The 19,198-nt window shown below is 71.6% G+C and carries 16 protein-coding genes, 3 pseudogenes and 1 riboswitch; of the genes and pseudogenes, 9 read left to right on the top strand and 10 right to left on the bottom strand.

The window, feature by feature from the left end:
- Positions 1-13: 13 nt before the first annotated feature.
- The 4 genes from ACTWQH_RS18030 (at position 14) to ACTWQH_RS18015 (ending at position 4,722) form a co-directional block, all read left to right on the top strand.
- Entirely contained in the window at positions 14-544 is a 531-nt protein-coding gene (locus tag ACTWQH_RS18030; protein WP_443287621.1) for a GNAT family N-acetyltransferase, read from the top strand.
- 36 nt (positions 545-580) lie between these two features.
- A riboswitch (adenosylcobalamin-variant (AdoCbl-variant) riboswitch) is annotated at positions 581-688 on the top strand.
- A gap of 131 nt (positions 689-819) precedes the next feature.
- Positions 820-3,237 (top strand): ribonucleoside-diphosphate reductase subunit alpha, encoded by a 2,418-nt coding sequence (locus tag ACTWQH_RS18025; RefSeq protein WP_443287620.1) that lies wholly within the window; start codon positions 820-822, stop codon positions 3,235-3,237.
- A complete protein-coding gene (locus ACTWQH_RS18020) occupies positions 3,237-4,277 on the top strand; it encodes a ribonucleotide-diphosphate reductase subunit beta (RefSeq protein ID WP_443287619.1) in 1,041 nt (346 codons plus the stop codon). Before ACTWQH_RS18025 ends, ACTWQH_RS18020 begins: the two co-directional genes overlap by 1 nt.
- A gap of 10 nt (positions 4,278-4,287) precedes the next feature.
- Positions 4,288-4,722 carry a hypothetical protein gene (locus ACTWQH_RS18015; RefSeq protein WP_443287618.1) on the top strand — a complete coding sequence of 145 codons (435 nt, stop codon included), beginning with the start codon at positions 4,288-4,290 and terminating at the stop codon, positions 4,720-4,722.
- Between the two features lie 15 nt (positions 4,723-4,737).
- Here ACTWQH_RS18015 and ACTWQH_RS18010 read toward each other — a convergent pair whose 3' ends face one another.
- From ACTWQH_RS18010 to ACTWQH_RS17980, 7 genes are all read right to left on the bottom strand, one after another.
- The gene (locus tag ACTWQH_RS18010) at positions 4,738-5,472 is read right to left on the bottom strand and encodes a D-Ala-D-Ala carboxypeptidase family metallohydrolase (protein WP_443287617.1); all 735 of its coding nucleotides are present in this window, start codon (positions 5,470-5,472) and stop codon (positions 4,738-4,740) included.
- Positions 5,473-5,609: 137 nt separating this feature from the next.
- Positions 5,610-6,239: a peptide deformylase gene (gene def, locus ACTWQH_RS18005; RefSeq protein ID WP_443287616.1), complete on the bottom strand. Its 630-nt coding sequence runs from the start codon at positions 6,237-6,239 to the stop codon at positions 5,610-5,612.
- A 115-nt stretch (positions 6,240-6,354) separates the two neighbouring features.
- Positions 6,355-7,428 carry a tetratricopeptide repeat protein gene (locus tag ACTWQH_RS18000; protein ID WP_443287615.1) on the bottom strand — a complete coding sequence of 358 codons (1,074 nt, stop codon included), beginning with the start codon at positions 7,426-7,428 and terminating at the stop codon, positions 6,355-6,357.
- A 238-nt stretch (positions 7,429-7,666) separates the two neighbouring features.
- The gene (gene rsrA / locus ACTWQH_RS17995) at positions 7,667-7,969 is read right to left on the bottom strand and encodes a mycothiol system anti-sigma-R factor (protein ID WP_443287613.1); all 303 of its coding nucleotides are present in this window, start codon (positions 7,967-7,969) and stop codon (positions 7,667-7,669) included.
- Positions 7,966-8,628, bottom strand: coding sequence for a sigma-70 family RNA polymerase sigma factor (locus ACTWQH_RS17990; protein ID WP_443287675.1), 663 nt, complete (start codon positions 8,626-8,628; stop codon positions 7,966-7,968). The genes rsrA and ACTWQH_RS17990 overlap by 4 nt, the downstream gene beginning before the upstream one ends.
- Positions 8,629-8,891: 263 nt before the next feature.
- Positions 8,892-9,767, bottom strand: coding sequence for an SOS response-associated peptidase (locus tag ACTWQH_RS17985; protein WP_443287612.1), 876 nt, complete (start codon positions 9,765-9,767; stop codon positions 8,892-8,894).
- Between the two features lie 96 nt (positions 9,768-9,863).
- Positions 9,864-11,606 carry a glycoside hydrolase family 6 protein gene (locus ACTWQH_RS17980; protein WP_443287610.1) on the bottom strand — a complete coding sequence of 581 codons (1,743 nt, stop codon included), beginning with the start codon at positions 11,604-11,606 and terminating at the stop codon, positions 9,864-9,866.
- Between the two features lie 528 nt (positions 11,607-12,134).
- Between ACTWQH_RS17980 and ACTWQH_RS17975 the strand changes: the two genes are divergently transcribed.
- Together ACTWQH_RS17975 and ACTWQH_RS17970 are read left to right on the top strand one after the other, a co-directional pair.
- On the top strand, positions 12,135-13,313 hold the full coding sequence (locus ACTWQH_RS17975; protein ID WP_443287608.1) for a hypothetical protein: 1,179 nt from the start codon (positions 12,135-12,137) through the stop codon (positions 13,311-13,313).
- A 238-nt stretch (positions 13,314-13,551) separates the two neighbouring features.
- On the top strand, positions 13,552-14,025 hold the full coding sequence (locus tag ACTWQH_RS17970) for a hypothetical protein (RefSeq protein ID WP_443287607.1): 474 nt from the start codon (positions 13,552-13,554) through the stop codon (positions 14,023-14,025).
- 17 nt (positions 14,026-14,042) lie between these two features.
- On the opposite strand, the gene ACTWQH_RS17965 is transcribed toward ACTWQH_RS17970, so the two are convergent.
- Positions 14,043-14,459 (bottom strand): lanthionine synthetase LanC family protein, encoded by a 417-nt coding sequence (locus tag ACTWQH_RS17965; RefSeq protein WP_443287674.1) that lies wholly within the window; start codon positions 14,457-14,459, stop codon positions 14,043-14,045.
- A gap of 116 nt (positions 14,460-14,575) precedes the next feature.
- Between ACTWQH_RS17965 and ACTWQH_RS17960 the strand changes: the two genes are divergently transcribed.
- Together ACTWQH_RS17960 and ACTWQH_RS17955 are read left to right on the top strand one after the other, a co-directional pair.
- On the top strand, positions 14,576-14,830 hold the full coding sequence (locus ACTWQH_RS17960; RefSeq protein ID WP_443287606.1) for a hypothetical protein: 255 nt from the start codon (positions 14,576-14,578) through the stop codon (positions 14,828-14,830).
- A 44-nt stretch (positions 14,831-14,874) separates the two neighbouring features.
- Positions 14,875-15,444, top strand: coding sequence for a lantibiotic dehydratase C-terminal domain-containing protein (locus ACTWQH_RS17955; RefSeq protein WP_443287605.1), 570 nt, complete (start codon positions 14,875-14,877; stop codon positions 15,442-15,444).
- Positions 15,445-15,532: 88 nt separating this feature from the next.
- Here the strand turns inward: ACTWQH_RS17955 and ACTWQH_RS17950 are convergent.
- Positions 15,533-15,658 (bottom strand): annotated as a pseudogene (locus ACTWQH_RS17950) (hypothetical protein); the annotation flags it as partial.
- 564 nt (positions 15,659-16,222) lie between these two features.
- A pseudogene (locus tag ACTWQH_RS17945) lies at positions 16,223-18,187 on the bottom strand (glycoside hydrolase family 48 protein); the annotation flags it as partial.
- Positions 18,188-19,011: 824 nt separating this feature from the next.
- Between ACTWQH_RS17945 and ACTWQH_RS17940 the strand changes: the two are divergent.
- Positions 19,012-19,198, top strand: a pseudogene (locus ACTWQH_RS17940) (glycoside hydrolase family 6 protein); the annotation flags it as partial.

Here is a 19,198-nt window from a genome sequence, read left to right as displayed (position 1 = left end):
TCACACTGGCGGCATGGACATCGTGATCAGGCGGGCGCGGGAGGCGGAGCTGGCGGCGGTCGGGGAGCTGACCGCGTCGGCGTATCTGTCGGACGGGATGCTCACCTTCGGCGAGGAGGACCCGTATCTGGCGGTGCTGCGCGACGCGCGGCGGCGGGCCGAGCACGCCGAGGTGCTGGTGGCCGCCTCGCCCGACGGCGAGCTCCTCGGCAGCGTGACGTACGTCGGGGACGGCGGGGTTTTCGCGGAGGTCTCCCGGCCGGGGGAGGCGGAGTTCCGGATGCTGGCGGTCTCGCCCGCCGCGCGCGGCCGGGGTGCCGGTGAGGCCCTGGCGCGCGAGTGCGTGCGGCGGGCACGCCGCGCCGGGAAGAAGCGCGTCGTCATTTCCAGTCAGTCGCAAATGCACACGGCGCACCGGATCTACACCCGCCTCGGCTTCGTTCGAACCCCGGAGCGCGACTGGAAGCCGGTGCCGGACCTGGAGCCGCTTCACGTGTTCGCACTTGAGTTGCCCGACCCCAAGCGAGGCGACCACAACATATAGGGGCTCTCGACTTTCACGACACAAGATGTATGCTCGTCCTCGCTGTCATGCAGGGGAATCCGGTGCGAGTCCGGAACTGTCCCGCAACGGTGTGTGATGAGCCGAGATGTGTCGGCTCGCGCGAGTCCGAGTGCCTGCCGACGGCGTTTCGCACACGTCCGGGCCTCGTGGGCTGGGCCGGCGGACGCGGCGCGGTGTGCCCTTTGCCCGAGGGATACGTATGTCCGCGCGCGACCGTCATGCCCCCTGCCCCCGATCTGAGGGAGAGCTACGCCATGACCACCGCACCCGTCGTCGCACCGCCCGCGCCGACCGCGCCGACGGCACCGACGGCACCGACGGCACCGACCGAGGACGGGGCCGGCCCGGCCGTGGCCGCGCTGCGGCGCGCGCTCCGCGGGGCGGCGGCCGGCCTGCGCGCCACCGACCCGGGCGCGATCGAGGCGGCGGCGCTGCGGGGGCGTCACGCGGGATCCGACGAGGCCGAGTTGCGCGAGCTGGCCATCGAGGCGGCGGCCGGGCTCATCGGTGAGGACCCGGAGTACTCCAAGCTCGCCGCCCGGCTGCTCACCCTCGCCATCCGCGAGGAGGCCGCGGGCCAGGGCGCGGACTCCTTCACCGCCTCCATCGCCGTGGGCCATCGGGAGGGCCTGATCTCGGACCGCGCCGAGGCGTTCGTGCGGCGGCATGCCGCCGCACTGGACGCGCTCGTCGAGCGGGCCGTCGCCGACGGCGCCGACGACCGCTTCGGGTACTTCGGCCTGCGGACCGTCCACTCGCGGTACCTGCTGCGGCACCCCACCACCCGCCGTGCGATCGAGACGCCGCAGCACTTCCTGCTGCGGGTGGCGTGCGGCCTGGCGGAGGACGACTCCGAGCGGGCGCTGGCGGAGGTGGCCGAGCTGTACCGGCTCACCAGCACGCTGGCGTACCTGCCCTCCTCCCCCACGCTGTTCAACTCCGGCACCCGCCACCCGCAGATGTCGTCCTGCTACCTGCTGGACTCCCCCAGGGACGAGCTGGACTCGATCTACGAGCGGTACCACCAGGTCGCGCGGCTGTCGAAGCACGCCGGCGGCATCGGCATCGCGTACTCGCGCATCCGCGCCCGGGGCTCGCTGATCCGCGGCACCAACGGGCAGTCGAACGGGATCGTGCCGTTCCTGCGGACGCTGGACGCCTCGGTCGCGGCGGTCAACCAGGGCGGCCGGCGCAAGGGCGCGGCCTGCGTCTACCTGGAGACGTGGCACGCGGACATCGAGGAGTTTCTCGAACTGCGGGACAACACCGGCGAGGACGCCCGGCGCACCCACAACCTCAACCTCGCGCACTGGATTCCGGACGAGTTCATGCGCCGGGTCGAGACCGACGCCGACTGGTCGCTGTTCTCCCCCGTGGACGTGCCGGAGCTCGTGGACCTGTGGGGCGAGGAGTTCGACGCGGCCTACCGGCGGGCGGAGGCCGAGGGGCGGGCGGTGAGGACCGTGCCCGCGCGCCAGCTCTACGCCCGGATGATGCGCACCCTCGCGCAGACCGGCAACGGCTGGATGACCTTCAAGGACACCGCCAACCGCACCGCCAACCAGACGGCGCGGCCCGGCACGGTCGTGCACTCCTCGAACCTGTGCACCGAGATCCTCGAGGTCAGCGACGACGGCGAGACGGCCGTGTGCAACCTGGGTTCGGTCAACCTCGGCGGGCACCTGGGCGCGGACGGCGCGATGGACTGGGAGCGGCTGGACGCCACCGTCCGCACCGCCGTCACCTTCCTCGACCGCGTCGTGGACATCAACTACTACCCCACCCCGCAGGCCGCCGCCTCCAACTCCCGCTGGCGGCCGGTGGGCCTGGGCGTGATGGGCCTGCAGGACGTGTTCTTCCGGCTGCGGCTGCCGTTCGACTCGGACGAGGCGCGGGAGCTGTCCACGCGGATCGCCGAGCGGATCATGCTCGCGGCGTACGAGACCTCGGCGGACCTGGCCGAGCGGCACGGGCCGCACCCGGGGTGGCTGGCCACCCGCACCGCCCAGGGCGTGCTCCACCCCGACCACTACGCCGGCGCCCTCGCGGCCTCCCCGTGGCCGGAGCGGTGGCAGGCGCTGCGCGAGCGGGTCGCCCGCTCCGGGATGCGCAACGCGCTGCTGCTGGCCATCGCCCCGACCGCCACCATCGCCTCCATCGCCGGGGTGTACGAGTGCATCGAGCCGCAGGTGTCCAACCTCTTCAAGCGCGAGACGCTCAGCGGCGAGTTCCTCCAGGTCAACACCTACCTGGTGGCGGAGCTGAAGCGGCTGGGCGTGTGGCACGAGGCGACCCGCGAGGCGCTGCGCGAGGCGAACGGCTCGGTCGCCGCCCTGCCCGGCCTGCCGCGCGAGGTGCGCGAGCTGTACCGCACGGCGTGGGAGCTGCCGCAGCGGGCGCTGATCGACATGGCGGCGGCCCGCACCCCGTTCCTCGACCAGAGCCAGTCGCTGAACCTGTTCCTGGCGGCGCCCACCATCGGGAAGCTCAGCTCGATGTACGCCTACGCCTGGAAGCGCGGCCTGAAGACCACGTACTACCTGCGCTCCCGCCCCGCGACGCGGATCGCCCAGTCGGCGCGCGCCGCCGCCCCGGCCACCGCCTCCGTCCCCGACCAGGCGGCCGAGGCCTGCTCCCTGGAGAACCCCGAGACCTGCGAGGCGTGCCAGTAATGACCACCACGACACCGACGACCCCCACGACGCCCGCGGCGAAGCACCTGCTGGACCCGGGCTTCGAGCTGACGCTGCGTCCCATGCGCTACCCGGGCTTCTACGAGCGGTACCGGGACGCCATCAAGAACACCTGGACCGTGGAGGAGGTCGACCTCCACTCGGACGTGGCGGACCTGGCGAAGCTCTCGCCGGGCGAGCAGCACCTGATCGGGCGGCTGGTCGCGTTCTTCGCCACCGGCGACTCGATCGTCGCCAACAACCTGGTGCTGACGCTCTACAGGCACATCAACTCCCCCGAGGCCCGGCTGTATCTCTCCCGGCAGCTCTTCGAGGAGGCGGTGCACGTCCAGTTCTATCTGACGCTGCTGGACACCTACCTGCCGGACCCGGACGAGCGGGCCGAGGCGTTCGCCGCGGTCGAGAAGATCCCCTCCATCCGCGAGAAGGCCCAGTTCTGCTTCCGGTGGATGGACTCGGTGGAGGACATCGGGCGCCTGGAGACGAGGGCGGACCGGCGGCGCTTCCTGCTCAACCTGATCTGCTTCGCCGCCTGCATCGAGGGCCTGTTCTTCTACGGCGCCTTCGCCTACGTCTACTGGTTCCGCTCGCGCGGCCTGCTGCACGGCCTGGCCACCGGCACCAACTGGGTGTTCCGCGACGAGAGCTGCCACATGGACTTCGCCTTCCACGTGGTGGACACGGTGCGGGAGGAGGAGCCGGACCTCTTCGACGAGGAGATGAGCCGTCAGGTCACCGAGATGCTCCGGGAGGCGGTCGAGGCGGAGCTGCAGTTCGCCCGCGACCTGTGCGGCGACGGCCTGCCCGGCATGAACACCGAGTCGATGCGGGCGTACCTGGAGTGCGTCGCCGACCAGCGCCTGGCCCGTCTCGGCATGCCGCCGGTCTACGGCTCGGCGAACCCCTTCTCCTTCATGGAGTTGCAGAACGTCCAGGAGCTGACGAACTTCTTCGAGCGCCGCGCCTCGGCCTACCAGGTCGCGGTCGAGGGGAGCGTCTCCTTCGACGACGAGTTCTAGACTCCGTGGCATGAGTCCGTTCCGCCGTGACCGCGCACGCGGAAACGCCCGGGACCACCTCCCCGACGAGCTTCACGCCCAACTCGTCGCCGAGGGCCTGCTGATGCTGGAGGAGCGCCTGCGAGGATCCATCACCTACCGGCGCTACCGCGAGGCGGGCAGCAACGAATGGGTCCGCTACCGCAGGAACCCGATCAGGGGTGCGATAGCGGTGAGTTCGCGGCGGTTCCTGGTGTGGGTGGGCGGCGGCAAGCACATCGACGTGCCGCTCGCCCACCCCCTTCGCCCCGCCGTGGAGGTGCGGGCCGCCGGTGAGGACGGCGTCTGCTTCGCGTACACCGCCGAGACGTTCAGGACCGACCGGACGGGCGAGGTGGAGGTGGTGCTGCGCACCCCGCGCGCGTCCCGCGTGATCGAGGTGCTCACGCTCCCCTCGCCCGGCTAGGCGGTGCCGTGCCCGCTAGATGCCGCAGCTCGGGGCGGACCAGTACGGCGAGGGGTCGTGCGCGAGGTGCGCGTGGTCGTCGTGCCCCGAGTAGCCCGGGCCGAGGATCTCGCTGAAGCCGTGGTAGCGGGCGCGCTGGACCAGCGTGCACAGCGAGTGCGAGCCGGTGAGGTCGACGGCGTCGCCGTACAGGTGGCGGCTGGTGGAGGAGCCGCCGGCAGCGCTGTTGCAGTCGTAGGAGCGGAAGCCGCTGCTGACGTTGATCGGCGCGTCGCCCAGGGCGTGCCGCATCGCCTCCAGCTTCCACATGTTCACCAGGGCGTTGGCCTGCGCCGTGGAGGCGCTGACCGCGCCGCCGGACCAGTCGGAGTTGCAGTCGTTCAACTCCGAGTAGGTGAAGTGGATGGGTGTGCAGTCGTCGTCCTGCAGGGCGTAGATCTGGTCGAAGGTCCGGGGCCCGGCGACGCCGTCGGCGGGGAGCCCGTACGCCTCCTGGAACCGCGTCACGGCGGCGGCGGTGAGCGGGCCGTACTCGCCGTCGATCGCGAGTTCCTCGCCGTACTCCGGGTAGCCGGAGACGCGGATCTGCAGCTGCCGCACGTCCTCGCCCGTGGCGCCCTGCGAGAGGGTGCGGCCCCAGGTGTAGCAGCCGTCGGCCTGGGCGGTGGACGCCGTGGTGACCGTGACGGCCACGGCCGCTGAAGCGACCATGACAACGGCGAGCAGGAGACGCACCACGCGTCTGATCATGCTTCCTCCGTGGAGAGAAGGGGAGTCGAGCCTGGTCGAGTCAGTCAGAAGCGTGGCGCAGACGTCAACGCGCGTCAACCGGGGCGGGCGCCGCCGACGGAACGACCCGGTGGCGTTCACCCGCCCGTCAGCGGCGGCTACTCGTTGGGCACCGTCTCGTAGCGCGGGGTGCCCTCGGCCATCATCTTCAGGGCCTTCTTCCGCTCCCGCTTGGAGAGGCGGTCCAGGTAGAGCCGGCCGTAGAGGTGGTCGGTCTCGTGCTGCAGGCAGCGGGCGAAGTACCCGGTGCCGCGCACCGCGATGGGGCGGCCGGCCGCGTCCTGGCCGCGCACCACGGCGTAGTCGGGCCGCGGGAGTTCGGCCCAGGCGGTGGGCACGGACAGGCAGCCCTCGTTGTTGTCGTCCAGCACGCGGGCGGCGGCGGGCAGTTCCTCCAGCACCGGGTTGCAGACCACGCCGACGTGGCGTACGCCCTCGTCGTCGAGGCAGTCGTAGACGAAGACCTTCAGGTCGACGCCGATCTGGTTGGCGGCCAGGCCCACGCCCTCGGCGGCGTGCTGGCTGGCGAACATGTCGTCGACCAGCGCGGCCAGGGAGTCGTCGAACGCCGTGACGTTCTGGCACTCGCGGTGCAGCATGGGGTGGCCGACGACCGTGATGGGCCGGACCGTGCCGCGCTCGCGGTGGGCCCGCTCCCGCTCCGCACAGTCCTGGGTGTCGTCGATGAACTCATCGCTGACGCGCTCATCGGTCTCTTGCTGCGCCATGGTCCGCTGAATGCCTTTCGATGACCGTCTTCCGTAACCCGTACAGCTTACGGCGGGTCGCGAGGGCGCCGAGCGGTCTCGGCATGCCCGGGCGGCCCCGCACGGGCCGCAACCGTCAGCAGACCTCTTCGAGATCGCGCCAGTCGCGCGAGTCCGGGCTGTCCGCGACCCAGCTGTCGAGCAGGCCTCGCACCAGGGAGCCGGGGGCGGCGATGCCGCACTCGCGCTCCGGCGACCACAGGCCGCCCGCGGTGGTGTGGCCCAGCGGACCCGGGTGGCCGGGGACGCTGTGGTCGTGCGGATCGTGCAACGCCAGGCCGTCGCCCTCCTCGCTGGGCATCCGGCTCTCCGAGCAGGCCCGGCACAGCAGCCGCACCGAGGAGGACCAGTCCTCCGCGGCGTACCCGGCGTCGGCCGCGAGCTGCTCCAGCGCGTCCCGGTCGGCCTGGGTGGCCGCCTCGATCAGCACCACCCACGTCGGCACCGAGGAGGGCGCCCACAGCTCGATCTCGTCGAAGACGGGGTAGACGGAGGTCCGGCCGGCGCCCACGCCGGCGACGCCGCCCCCGCCGGGCGCCGTCATGGTGCGCTCGCCGCGCGGCGCGCCGTCGTGCAGCACCACCTCGCCCCAGCGCCGGCCGGAGGAGGGCAGCGGGATGTTCAGCACCTCGATGCGGGCGGGATCGAGCCGCCGGCCCCAGACGACCTCGGCCTCGCCGTCGGGGGACAGGCGTACGGCCGCGCCGCCGAGGTCCATGCCGAGCGGCTCGTCGGAGGCGGACAGCGAGGCGCCCCCGGACCCCCCGGGTCCCGAGCGGTGCCCCCAGCCCCCGCCCGAGCCGGGCACCCGCAGGCCGTACGCCTGCCAGGCGCGGCGCGCCAGGGGCCAGTCCTGCAGCGCGGTGGCGGCGATGCCCACGTTCCACCAGTCCGGGGCTCCCGCGTCCTTCTCCAGCAGGGCGACGGCGCGCAGCCCGGCGGCGCGCGCCTGCTCCCAGTCGTGGCGGAACTTGTGGAGCAACGCCAGGTTGAACCACGACTCCGACAGCCACGGCTCCAGGTCAGCGGCGCGGGTCAGCAGCTCGCCCGCGTCCTCGTAGCGGCCGTCGTCGATGAGGCTGAAAGCCCGGTTGGTGGCCAGCCGCCAGTCCGTGGACGGCCGCTGCCGGACTCTGCCGAAGATCCTCACGATGTCCCGCCTGATTCCCGCCTCGTAGCGTGCACTTCACGGTTCTCCTGTCCCACCCGAACGGCATCCAACCATGGGCGGACAGGTCCTTGCTCATCAGGATGGGCCAGCCGACCGCCGCGCGCGAGACGGGCCGGTGGCTGGGTGAAACGAGGGACCGCTGAGACAGCGGAGGCGGACCGGGGCGACCCCCGGACAACGCCGGGACGACGCGCCGGGACAACGCCGGGGCGGGGGCCTACTGGGCGGGCTGCTCGCGCGGGCCGCTCCCCGCCTCGCCGCTCTGACCAGCGCGGATCAGGTCGATGCGGTCCATCACCTTGGCCCGCAGGTCCGAGGGGACCTCGTCCTGGCCGCAGCAGCGCTTCACGAGCTTCTTGACCGACTGCTCCAGCCCGTACTTCTCCAGACACGGAGAGCATTCCTCGATGTGCTCCTGGAACTTCTCGCAGTCGCCGTCGGGCATCTCGCGGTCCAGGTACTCGTAGAGATGGTCCAGGACCTCGGCGCAGTCCGTGATGTGTGCCTCGTCGCCACTCATGATCCTGAACCCTCCTGTGCGGCCCCGGCCGGGACGAGGCCGCGCTCCCGCGCGTAGTCGGCGAGCATGTCGCGCAGCTGGCGACGGCCGCGGTGCAGCCGGGACATCACCGTGCCGATGGGTGTACCCATGATGTCCGCGATCTCCTTGTAGGCAAAGCCCTCTACATCGGCCAGATACACGGCGATGCGGAACTCCTCGGGGATCGCCTGCAGGGCCTGCTTCACGTCGGAGTCGGGCAGGTGGTCCAGCGCCTGGGACTCGGCGGAGCGCAGGCCGGTGGACATGTGGGACTCCGCCCGCGCCAGCTGCCAGTCCTCGATCTCGTCGGCGGCGCTGCGCTGCGGTTCCCGCTGCTTCTTGCGGTAGGAGTTGATGAAGGTGTTGGTGAGGATCCGGTACATCCACGCCTTGAGGTTGGTGCCCTGGCGGAACTGGTGGAACGAGCCGTACGCCTTGGCGTAGGTCTCCTGCACTAGGTCCTCGGCGTCCGCGGGGTTGCGCGTCATGCGCAGCGCGGCCGAGTACATCTGATCCAGGTAGCCCAGCGCGTCCCGCTCGAAGCGGGCGTTGCGCTCGGCCTCGGTCTCGTTGTCGTTCTCGGTCCGGGTGTCGTCGCTCTGCGGCCTGGCTTCGTCCCTCTCGGTGACCGGACCCACCTCCTCCGTGAACGTGATGAGCCCAGGAGCGGGCTCGCTCGCTTCGGAGGATAGACGACGATCCGCGGCGCCCGCCGTTCGGGACGAGCGCTCGGCGGACAGCCGCAGCGTCGCCCAGTCCACCTCGGCGGCGCGCTGAGCCGGCTTGGCCGCGGTGCGGGACACCAGGCAGGCGGTGGATGCCATCGTCGGGGTCTCCCTTGGTCGTAGGTCCGACCAGCACAACGCCGGCCCCCGCCGTCGCATTCCCGCCCCGTCGCCCCTCAGAAGAGCGTCACGACCTCCGGGGCGGGGAGCTCGCGCACCAGCTCGGGGCCGTTGTTCCGCACGTTGCTCACCTCGGTGGTGACGGGGTAGGCGCGGACCGTGCCGGGCAGGGGCGGAGCGAGCAGGGCGCGTATGTCCTCCGGGTCGGTGCGGGCGGGGTCGAGCCAGGCGTCCCACCGGTCCGGGGGCAGCATCAGCGGCATCCTCGGGTGGATCTCCGCCAGCGAGCCGGGTCCGTTCTCCCCGCCGCCGTCGATGCCCTCGCCGTCCCCGCCGCCCTCGACGGCCCCGCCGCGCCGGCCGGCGCCGGGCAGCGGCGTGGCCTCGGCCTCCGTGGTGACCACCGTGCACGTCGCCCACCAGGCGCGGGGGTGGTCGTCCGGCAGGGTCTTGTCCCGCCAGAACTCGTACAGCCCGGCCATGGCCATCACCGAGCCATCGGCCGGCGTCACGAAGTACGGCTGCTTGCGGGGGCGCTTGCGCTTGCCCTTCTCCTCCTCGGCGCGCTCCGCCCGGCCGGTCACCCACTCGAAGTACCCGTCGGCGGGGAGCAGGCAGCGGCGGGCCGCGAAGGGCCGGCGATAGGCCGGCTTCTCGTGCACCGTCTCGGCCCGGGCGTTGATCATCTTGGCGCCCATCTCCGGGGACTTCGCCCAGGAGGGCACCAGGCCCCAGCGCAGCACCCGCAGCTGCCGCACCGGCTCGGGGCCCGCGTCCGCCTCCTTCAGCGGGCGCTCCAGCACCGCGTAGACGTCCTTGGTGGGCGCCACGTTCCAATCGGCGGCCAGGGCCTGCTCGGGATTCCAGCGCTGGATGTCGAAGAGCCCCACCAGATCCTCGGGCCGCCTGCTCGCCGCATACCGTCCGCACATGGCAGTTGAGCGTACCGGCGCCCTCTGACAACGCCGTCCCGCCCGGAGCCCCCACAGCTCCGGACGGGACGGGGTCGGGGTGACGGGGTCAGCCGCTCACAGGGGCGGGTAGGCGTTCGCCAGCAGCTCCTGGAACTGGGCCGGGAACCAGTGGCCCGACAGCGGCGCGTCGGCCAGTGCGCCGGACATGTTGTGGTTGTTGAGCGGGTTCCCCTCGTAGGTCGGGTCGCACATCCGGTCGAAGCCCTTGCCCTCCTCGTTCGGGATGTACTCGCTGGAGCCGTCCGACTCCCCCGGCGGCTTGATCCAGGCGTAGGCGTCGATCCCGGCGACGGGAGCGGCGGTCGGCCGCTCGCCGAGGCCCGCGCCCGACTGGTTGCACCAGTTGCCCACGTGGATGCGGCCGTCGACGCGGCTGCCCTCGACGTAGGCGTCGACATCGGTCATCGGCCCGGGCCCGGTGGGCCGGTCGGGGCCGCCCCAGCCGTTGCGCGAGGTGTCGATCAGCATCCCGATGCCGTCATCGAAGCCCCGCTCGATCAGCTCCTGGCGGAAGGCGAGCGCGAAGGACTGGTTGTCGACGTACCGGTTCCAGTCCACCCACGAGGACTGGCGCACGGAGGTGCCGCCGACCGTGTCGTTGATGGAGTAGTGCGGCTCGGTGATCGGGCCGTAGTTGGCGGTGTTGACGATGAAGCCGTGCACGTCGTCCACGGACGCGCCGTGGGAGGTCGCGGTCTGGTGGAACAGCTGGGCCGAGGCGGTGAAGTTGTCGTCCCAGCCGATCCAGCCGTAGTGGCCGGCGTCGACGTAGTTGTAGACCGCGTCGATCGCGCCGAACTGCTCCAGCGCGTACGCCACGCCCTCGACGTAGTTGCCGTTGGCCTTCATCTCGTCGCAGATGGCGGTGGCGGTCGGGCGCGGGCTGACGTTGGTGATCAGGTTGGGCAGCGAGTCGATCTCGATGATGTTGACGATCCGCAGGTTCGGGTGCGCGGTGGCGTAGTCACGGAGGATGTCCGCGATCGGGTCGATGAACTCGTTCTTGTACCGGTCGATGTCGTCAGGCCCGAACTGGCCGTTGGAGGCGAGCGCCGCGCAGTCGCGGCCGGGCAGGTTGTAGGTGACCATCTGGAAGACGAACGGCTCGCCGCCCGCCTGCTCCACGGCGTTGTCGAGGTGGTCGGCCAGGCCCGTGCTGTTGCCGGCGGAGCCGCCGGTGATCGCACGGATCGAGTCCAGCCACACGGCGGTCGGCTCGTCGGCGATGGCGTCGCCGCCGGGCTCGGAGGCGGCCTTGGCGGACCAGTCGGGGTTCACGTACACGTCGGCGCCGGCGTACGGGTTGCCCACGCGGTCGCCGGGCGGGTCGCCGGGGCCGCCGGGGTCCTCGCCGACGCAGACCGTGCCGTTGACGGAGAAGGTGGCGGGAGCGGCGTTGCTGCCGGAGTAGCTGAAGTTGGCGCCGGAGGAGGCGGAACCGCCCGCGGGGATGGTGGCGTTCCAACCGCCGTCCGTGACGGTGACGTTCTGGCCGGACTGGGACCACACGCCGTTCCAGCCCGAGCCGGACAGGCGTTGGTCGCCGGTGTAGGAGTAGGTGAGGGTCCAGCCGTTGATGGCCGTGGAGCCCTCGTTGCTGACGGTGACGTTCGCGGTGAAGCCGGTGCCCCAGTCGTTGGTGCTGTGGTCCACCGAGCAGGCGACGGCGGCCGCGCTGGCCGTGCCCTGCAGCATCCCGCCGGTGCCCAGCGTCGTGGCGGCCATGGCTCCGACGGCCAGGAGCGCTAAGCGACCGCGTGCGGCGCGTCCGGGTCTGTGTCCGCGTGTGCGGCTCATGAAGGTGGGAGTCCTTTCGGGAGATCGTCGAGGCCGCCGCATCCGGCGCGGAGGGCGGGCTCTTGGGACGCGCTCCCACTGACTGAGGGGAACGTAGCGCCAACTCCCCACCTCCGCCAGGGTTGTGTTCAGAAAATGTGAGGGTGTGATGCCATCACTCCCCAATTTCTCTGATTCCACTACCAAAATCACACGATCTTCCGCGAAGAGGCTTGACGTGTACGCGACTTGGGCACATTGTTGGGAGCGCTCCCACTGACTGCTCTCCGGCGATCGCCGACAACACGCAGTCCACACACCTCCCTCACCGCCCCGTGTCGCCGAAAGGAGGGATCCCTCCATGCAAATCGGGCGCTGTCGCCAGGCTGCTGGCCAAGCGGTCCGATGAGGACGATGGGGACAGACCGGGGCCACGGGGCGGCAGCGCTCCGGGGCTTCGGTCTGCCTGACGTTCACACGACGCTATGGTGTTCGCCATATCGCACGCCCCTTCGCATGGATTGCACAGAGCACAGAGAGCGTGTCGTCGTGGACTACTGCATAACCTGCCGCCGCCACCTCAATGGTGCGTTGATATGCCCGGGCTGCGGGGAGATGGCCAACTGGCCCTCCTCCGGCCGGGACCAGTCCGCCCCCTCCCAGGCCGGTGACGGCGGCAGCGGCGCCATCGCGGGCCCGCCGACGCCGGGCGCACGGCGCGACCACCCCGCGCCCCGGGGCGGAGATCCCGGGGCGCCCCGGCGGCGCGCCGCGAGCGACGACGGCGGCGCCGGGGCCGCGGGGGCCGCGGGCGACCCCCTACCCCGCCGGAGCCCGCGCGCGGGCCGCGAGGCGGGCGGTGCCGGGACGACGGACGCGGGGGCGACCGGAGCCGGAGACTCCCGGTTCCCCCCGGGGCAATGGTTCCGCGACTCACGGCCGGCGCCTCCCCTCTCCCCGGACGAGATCAGCACCCGGGCCCTGCCGTCGGTGTCGGCGGCCTCGGCGTCATCCGCCGCACCCGGCGCTTCGGCACCCCGCCCCGGTGACGACGCAACGCCCTCCCGCGCCGACGCGGGCATCACCGCGCCGGTGCCGGTGGTCGCCAGCCGCGCCGCCGCCCACGACGCGGGCTCCGGCCCGGGAGACGGCGCCGGTGCCGGAACCGGACCCGGCCGCCGTGGCGGCGGCCGCGGCAGGGGCCACCGGGCCGCCCCGCGCCGCACGAAGCGGCGTTACGTCCTCGGCGGGCTGCTCGGCGTGGCGCTGCTCGCCGTCACCATCAACGAGGTCGGCGACGTCGTGGCGCCGCAGGAGGAGCCCGCGGGCGCCGAGCGGGACGTGGAGGCGGACGGCGCCGAGTCCTCGAGCCCGGAGGACACGGAGGAGGCGTCCCCCGACGAGGAGGCGACGGGCGACGACCCGGCCTCGCCGCCCTCCTCGCTCTCTCCCTCCTCCCCCGAGCAGTCGGACAGCGACAGCCCGGACGAGAACGACCGCGAGGGCGAGGGCGACGACCAGACGGAGGGCAACACCCCGGAGGAGACCGAGGGAGGCGGCGTCATCACCGAGCCGACCCCCAGCTCCTCCAGCCCCGCCGACCCCGGCTCCACCTCCCCCGACCCCACCGACCCGACCCCGTCGCCCACGGAGTCGGAGGAGGAGCCCTCGCCCACCCCCACCGAGGATGAGGACGAGGACGACGACTGCTGGCTGATCTTCTGCTGAGCCTGAGTGTCTGGGCGCGTGAGCGCCGAAGGCGGCGGCCGCGAATGTCCGGGTAGGAGATGACGGCGCGTCATGGCGTCCGGTGGCGGGTGCGGCGCTCAACCAGGGGCCGCTGAAGGGCGTGGGCCGGTGCACCCCCAACCGCCCGGCTCCGAACGCCCTTTCACCATGGCGAGCGTGCCGCCCCTCGCCGGCAGTGCCGGGACCCCTCCCGGCGTCCGCGTGGTGCGGTTGTCGCATGACGGTGGACGACGAAGCCGCAGTGGCTCGGGCACGGCGGCCCCGGCAGTGGTGGATCGCCAGTGTGCTGGTGGCGGTCGGCTGTACGGCGGCTGCACTCGTGCTGGTGTTCCGGGGCGACGACGGCGCGCGGCGGGCGGCTGAGGCTGTCGCCGACGCGATGAGCGACGGGGACGAGGAGGCCTACGAGGCGGTGGTCTGCGCGGTCGAGGACCCCTTCTTCGGGCCCGTCTCGCCCATGCCGGAGGTGGACGGAGAGTCGTCCGTGGTCGGCGTCAGCGGCTCGGAGAAGGACGACGGCACGAACATCGCGCAGGCGACCATCGACACGACCTGGAAGCGCGACTACTACGAGCTGTTTCTGACCGAGAGCGACGATGGCTGGTGCTTGGAGGCGATCGCCTCCTGCAGGACGGGCTCGTACGAGAACGATTCCTACCGTCTGCCCTGCCCCCACCGGCCCGAGGAATGAGGCGCCCCAACCTCGCGTCAGGAAAGCAGGAGAAGCGCGTCCCACGTGGCTGGCGTCGCACGAGGCAGGAGCCCACCGTCGTCGGCCAGGGCGAGGGCCACGCCTGCGGCACCCGTGAGGAATCCCGGGGCGTCGGTGCTTACGCTCCGCTCCACATGCGCGAAGCCGTAGCGGCGGGAAGGGTCGTGAAGGGTGAGGATGCGGGTGGCGGCGAGGTCGGCCACGGGAGCGCATCCGGCACGGTTGGCGGCCTGGAGGACTCCGGCCGCTCCGTGACACAGCGTGGGGCCCTCGCTGTCCCACGGCCGCGCTCTCACCCTCGCGGGAGAGGCCCTGGGCGACCCGGCGCTGTGCCGTGATGCCGGGGGTGCCGTAGCACCAGGCGTCACGCCTGCCCGGCCGTCGGCGGCGTGTCCCGCGGGTGGGCGGATCATCGAGGTCATCGCCGCTGACGAGCGGCGGCCAGGAGCCCGAGGGCTCCTGCCAGGCGACCAGCCAGGACGCGGCGGCGGATCGCTTCCGTCTGTCCCGGCACGGTGCGGCCCGCGCAGTGAGCGGCCGAGAGGAGAGCGAGGGGCCCGGCGATGCCGTGCGCGAGGCCGGTGGCGGCGGCGCCGGACGGGTGGACGCCGACGGTCGGGGGGTGGTCCTCGGCGGGGAGCCACCAGCCGGGGCGGGCGCCGTGCCGGGTGCGGATCAGCGCGGTCAGGGTGGTGAGCGCGACGGTCAGGCCGGGCTCGGCGGCCTCCTGGTGACCGGCGGCGCGGGCGGCAAGGAGGACGCCCGATCCCGGCCAGCCCGCTGATCGCGTCGTACACCGCCCAGCGTGCGCCCGGTCTGCCGCTGTCGATGCGGGCCTGCTGGTGGCGGGCGAGCCCTTGCGCGCGGGCGGACAGCCACGCGGCGGCAGCCTTCGGTCTCCGGCTCGTACGGTTCCAGCGTCATGCGGCCCGCGAGCCGGCGATCCGCCGCCTCACCGCACACGTCCTGCCCCTGCTCACCGCCTGGTGCTCCACGCTGGCCGATGGCGGGCCGGAGGCGATCAACGCCGCAGAGGCCGTGTTCGCCGCCGACAGCGCGTTCGCCGCGCTGTGCCTGACCCGTACCCGCTCCAGGGACGACCGGCTGGTGGTCGCCGCCGTGTCGGCAGCTGACATCGCCCGCACAGTGACCGCCCGGCCCCATCGGGCCTTGCGCGGCCACCGGTTGGCCGCCTCCGAACGCCGCACTCGCGACGCCCTGCGTCTCCGACCGCGATCCGCGGCCGCCGATCCCGTCTCACTCATCCCGCGACCGCTCACCGAGGTCTGGGCCGCGCGGCACAAGGCACTCGCCGCTTACCAGATCGCGCTCGCCGAGCCGCACATCTCGGCGTTATGTGCCTCCGACCTGGTGCACATGGTGCGGAGACGGAGCTGACGGCGTGGCCGCGCGCGTTCACCTTGGTGACCACGGCGGCAAAGGCGTCATAGGCGGCTTCCGGCGTGGCTTCCGGCACGAACAGATGCCGGGGGACTCGACGCATCACGGACTCGACCTGCTTCGAGACGATGTCGCCGTGCGCGATGAGGTCGTCGACGACCTTTTCGCGCAGTTGTGCGACGCGATTCTCGTCGACGGTCACTTCGCTCATGACTTCCTCGGCGGTGCGCAAGTGAATCAGTGTTGACAAGCGTCGATAACATCCGATTGTTCCCCGTGACGAATATAGCCAGACGGCTTGTCAAGTCTGTGTGAAACTTATACAGCCGCGAAGGTAGCCCAAGCAACTCATCGAAATGGCGCAAATTTTCGCAACGGAAGCGTCCAGGAGAGCCAAGGGCGTTTCATCGACAGAGAGACGGAGAACGCGCACGAGAGGACCACACGCGGGCCTGACCTGAACTGAGCCATTAGGGTATGGGCGTTGGGCCGCCAACCGGCTCGATCTCCCCGAACAGGCGGCCGCTATCGGACATAATTCCGAACGTCGCGCATCGATCACGGCAATTGCCAGCGTCATGACCCGCCGCCTTGCGGGCGGAAGAGAACGTTCCGGTGGGGAGATCGGTATCGGCCGATTGCGTGAGCAATTCCAGGGCGAGTGACCGTGGAATCGCCGCACACGGCCGAGGGCCCCGGCTGTCGCTCGGCGACCGGGGCCCTCGGGGCTGTGCTGGGTGATGCTCGGGCTTTACGCCTTCACACCTGACGACGCCTACGCGCCGCCCGTGGTGCCGCCGGTCGTGCCGCCGCCACCGCCGCCACCGCCGAAGAGGGCGGTGTAGGTCGCGATGGCGATCGCGGCGTCGGCCTGGGCCCAGAAGCGGTGGTAGTTGAAGGTCGGGATCTCGCCGCCGGCGATGTAGTCCTCGACCTTCGCCCAGTCCGGGTCCTCGTGGAAGAAGGAGCGGATCGAGTCGAAGGTGGCGCCCGGCTCGATCACGTCCCCGTTGGGCATGGTGCCGCTGAAGCCCTCCGGGATGTAGACCTCGTCCTGGAGCCGGTCGTAGGCGTCCTTCTCCTCCGGCACGGACACGCCGAGGTCGTCGGCGTTGGCGAGGATGCCCTCGATCAGACCGGCGGCGGCCTCCTGCGCCTCCGCGTTGCCGGTGGCGGCGGCGTACCAGCACAGGGTGTTGGCCAGGGAGCCGGTGATGCCCACGTCCTTGGTGTAGTTGGCGACCGACACCGTCAGGCCCTCGTTGGCGCCGGGGTTGTCCGGGTCCCAGGTGTCGGGCTCGCCGGACCACTCCAGGGTGGAGGGGATCTGGTGGTCGGCGCCCACCGTGATCTCGCTCAGCACCCAGGGGACCCACTTGTCGAGGATCTCGCCGGCCAGTTCGTTGCCGCTGGCGTAGAAGAGCTCCGCGACCCGCTGCATCGACCACGCCTGGAAGCCGAACCAGTTGTTCGACGGCGGGTCGTGGTAGACCGGCTGCCAGTCGTAGGCCATGCCGTAGAAGGTGGGCAGGTCGCCGATCTCGCCGTAGGCGCCGCCGACGCTGTTGGTGGCGCCGCCCGCGATCGCGCCGGTGGAGGACTGCAGCCAGCGGTAGAACTCCAGCTGCCGCTGGAGGCTCTTGGTCCAGTCCTCGCCGGCCGTGGCACCCTGGGGGGTCATGCCGCCCTCGGAGAGGGCCCAGGCGACCATCGGGTTCTGGTAGCCGAAGTGGCAGTGGCTGGAGCCGATGCGCCAGGACCACCCGGCGGAGGTGTCGAGCGCGCCGCCCCAGGAGTAGTACCAGGACAGCAGGTAGTGGCAGCTGTCCTTGCCACTGCCGGGGGCGCAGGCGTCGGGGCCGACGCAGTCGCCGATGGTCTTGAAGTACTTGTCGTACATCGCGTAGCGCAGGTAGTCGCCCATCATCGACGCCTTGGCGACGGTGTCGGCGACGGCGGAGGCGTTGCCCTGCTCCTCGGCCCACACGCCGGCCCAGTAGGCGGCCTGGATGGCGCGGGCGTCGGCGTCGGGGGCGTTGGTGTAACGCCACTGCTGCGAGTACTGGGCGTCCCCGGTGAACAGGTCCAGGAAGCCGTTCTCGCCACCGTAGCTGAAGTCATCGATCGACGGGTGCGGCACGGTCTCGAAGACGGATTCCTGCGGACCGCGCTGGTAGGTGTTGATGAAGGTCGGCCCGTCGCCGAAGCCGTAGACGTTGTCCACGTCCTGCAGCCAGTGCATGCCGTAGATGTCGTCGGTGCCGTAGGCCTCCGACAGCTCGGCGGCGAGCGGGTCCTCGCCGACCGGGACGTCCGGCATGAGCTCCGACGGGTACCCGGAGGGCTCGTCGTGCTCGGCGGCGTAGGTGGCGGGCGACGACGGGTCGTAGAAGCTGTTGGTGGGCTGCTGGTCGGTCGCGGGGATCATGTACTGCTCCATGATCCCCCAGGCGTCGTTGAACGGTCCCCACTCACCGGTGATCCGCCCGTACAGCGCCTCCAGCCAGACGAAGTACGAGTACGCCTCGGAGGTCGTCTCGTGGCCGTGGTCGGGCGCCTCCACCAGGAGCGTTTCGACGGAGTGGTAGGGGATGCCCTCGGGGGAGAAGTACGGCCCGGACTTGATCTTTTCGTAGAGGGTGAGGAATTCCTGCTCGGTCTGCAGGATGCTCGGGCCCCCGGACGACGAGCCCGTCCCGCCCGACGCGCCCGACGCGCCGGTGGCGAGGCGGATGGAGAGCGGGAGGGAAAGGGCCGCGGTGCCGGCGAGCACCGCCCGGCGGGGTACGCGCGACTTCCTTCGGTGGTCTGCGTGCTCTTCGGGGGATCCACTTTGGGTCCGCATCGGGCCTCCTGCGGCTCGGGTGGGGGGTGAGAGGCAGTGCTCGCCATGTGACGTGCACACGGAAACCAGTGGGAGCGCTCCCAAGCATCGGAGGAACCCACTCATGCGTCAAGACCCTTGACGCAACGGGCGGCTCAGCGGCAGGTCAGCGGTAATTTCTCGAACGACCCCTTGGCGGGAAGGGTGGTTGTGCCCTACGGTCCCCTTCAACCAGTGGGAGCGGTCCCATCTGTCAGGCGCCGCATACGGCGTGCCATGACGACCGGAGCGCTCCGCATGCACTCCCCACATCCCGACACCAGCCCCCACAGCCCCCACAGCCCCCACCACGGACCCCGCATCCCCCTCAGGTCCGCCGGCCGCCCGATACCACCCGCCGCGGCGGCGCGTACCCATGCGCCCATATCCGGTGCGCCCTCCGGCGCCCCGGCGCGCGTCGACGCCCGCGGGGGGCGGCCGGCCCCCCTGGCCACCTGCGGGAAGCGGCGGTCCGTGGTGGGAGCGGGATCGAAGGAGTGTCCCCCCACGGAGTGTCCCCCCACCCCGGCTGCCCGGCCGTCGTGGCGCGCCGGATCAGGCGGCGTACGGACAGGGACCGCGCACGAGTCACCGGGGACGCCCACGTCACCGGAGAACGATCCACCGGAGAACCCCCTTCTGGAGGAAGGACTGCAATGAGCCGCACCAACCCCCCACAACACCGCCGTAGGAGGCGGCCCGTGATGTTCACGGGCGCGCTCATCGGCGCTGTGGCGATCACGGCGGGCACCCTCAGCATGGCGTCCGCCGAGGAGGAGCCGGCGCCGGTGCAGCGGGTGGAGAACCCGTATGAGGGTGCCGATGTGTACGTGAACCCGGACTGGTCCGCCAACGCCGAGGCGTCCGGCGGGTCGGCGGTCGCCGACC

This window comes from Streptomyces sp. 6N223 (genome assembly GCF_052246635.1).
Taxonomy (GTDB): domain Bacteria; phylum Actinomycetota; class Actinomycetes; order Streptomycetales; family Streptomycetaceae; genus Streptomyces.
This window is presented reverse-complemented; position numbering and strand designations above follow the sequence as displayed.

Bases quoted from the DNA above. Each gene is read 5' to 3' on its own strand.
- rsrA (WP_443287613.1), bottom strand. From the start codon at position 7,969: ATGAGTGGCGACGAGGCACACATCACGGACTGCGCCGAGGTCCTGGAC.
- ACTWQH_RS17965 (WP_443287674.1), bottom strand. From the start codon at position 14,459: ATGATCCGCCCACCCGCGGGACACGCCGCCGACGGCCGGGCAGGCGTG.
- ACTWQH_RS17955 (WP_443287605.1), top strand. From the start codon at position 14,875: ATGCGGGCCTGCTGGTGGCGGGCGAGCCCTTGCGCGCGGGCGGACAGC.
- ACTWQH_RS18030 (WP_443287621.1), top strand. From the start codon at position 14: ATGGACATCGTGATCAGGCGGGCGCGGGAGGCGGAGCTGGCGGCGGTC.
- ACTWQH_RS17985 (WP_443287612.1), bottom strand. From the start codon at position 9,767: ATGTGCGGACGGTATGCGGCGAGCAGGCGGCCCGAGGATCTGGTGGGG.
- ACTWQH_RS18015 (WP_443287618.1), top strand. From the start codon at position 4,288: ATGAGTCCGTTCCGCCGTGACCGCGCACGCGGAAACGCCCGGGACCAC.
- ACTWQH_RS17980 (WP_443287610.1), bottom strand. From the start codon at position 11,606: ATGAGCCGCACACGCGGACACAGACCCGGACGCGCCGCACGCGGTCGC.
- ACTWQH_RS18020 (WP_443287619.1), top strand. From the start codon at position 3,237: ATGACCACCACGACACCGACGACCCCCACGACGCCCGCGGCGAAGCAC.
- def (WP_443287616.1), bottom strand. From the start codon at position 6,239: ATGGCGCAGCAAGAGACCGATGAGCGCGTCAGCGATGAGTTCATCGAC.
- ACTWQH_RS17970 (WP_443287607.1), top strand. From the start codon at position 13,552: ATGACGGTGGACGACGAAGCCGCAGTGGCTCGGGCACGGCGGCCCCGG.
- ACTWQH_RS18010 (WP_443287617.1), bottom strand. From the start codon at position 5,472: ATGATCAGACGCGTGGTGCGTCTCCTGCTCGCCGTTGTCATGGTCGCT.
- ACTWQH_RS18025 (WP_443287620.1), top strand. From the start codon at position 820: ATGACCACCGCACCCGTCGTCGCACCGCCCGCGCCGACCGCGCCGACG.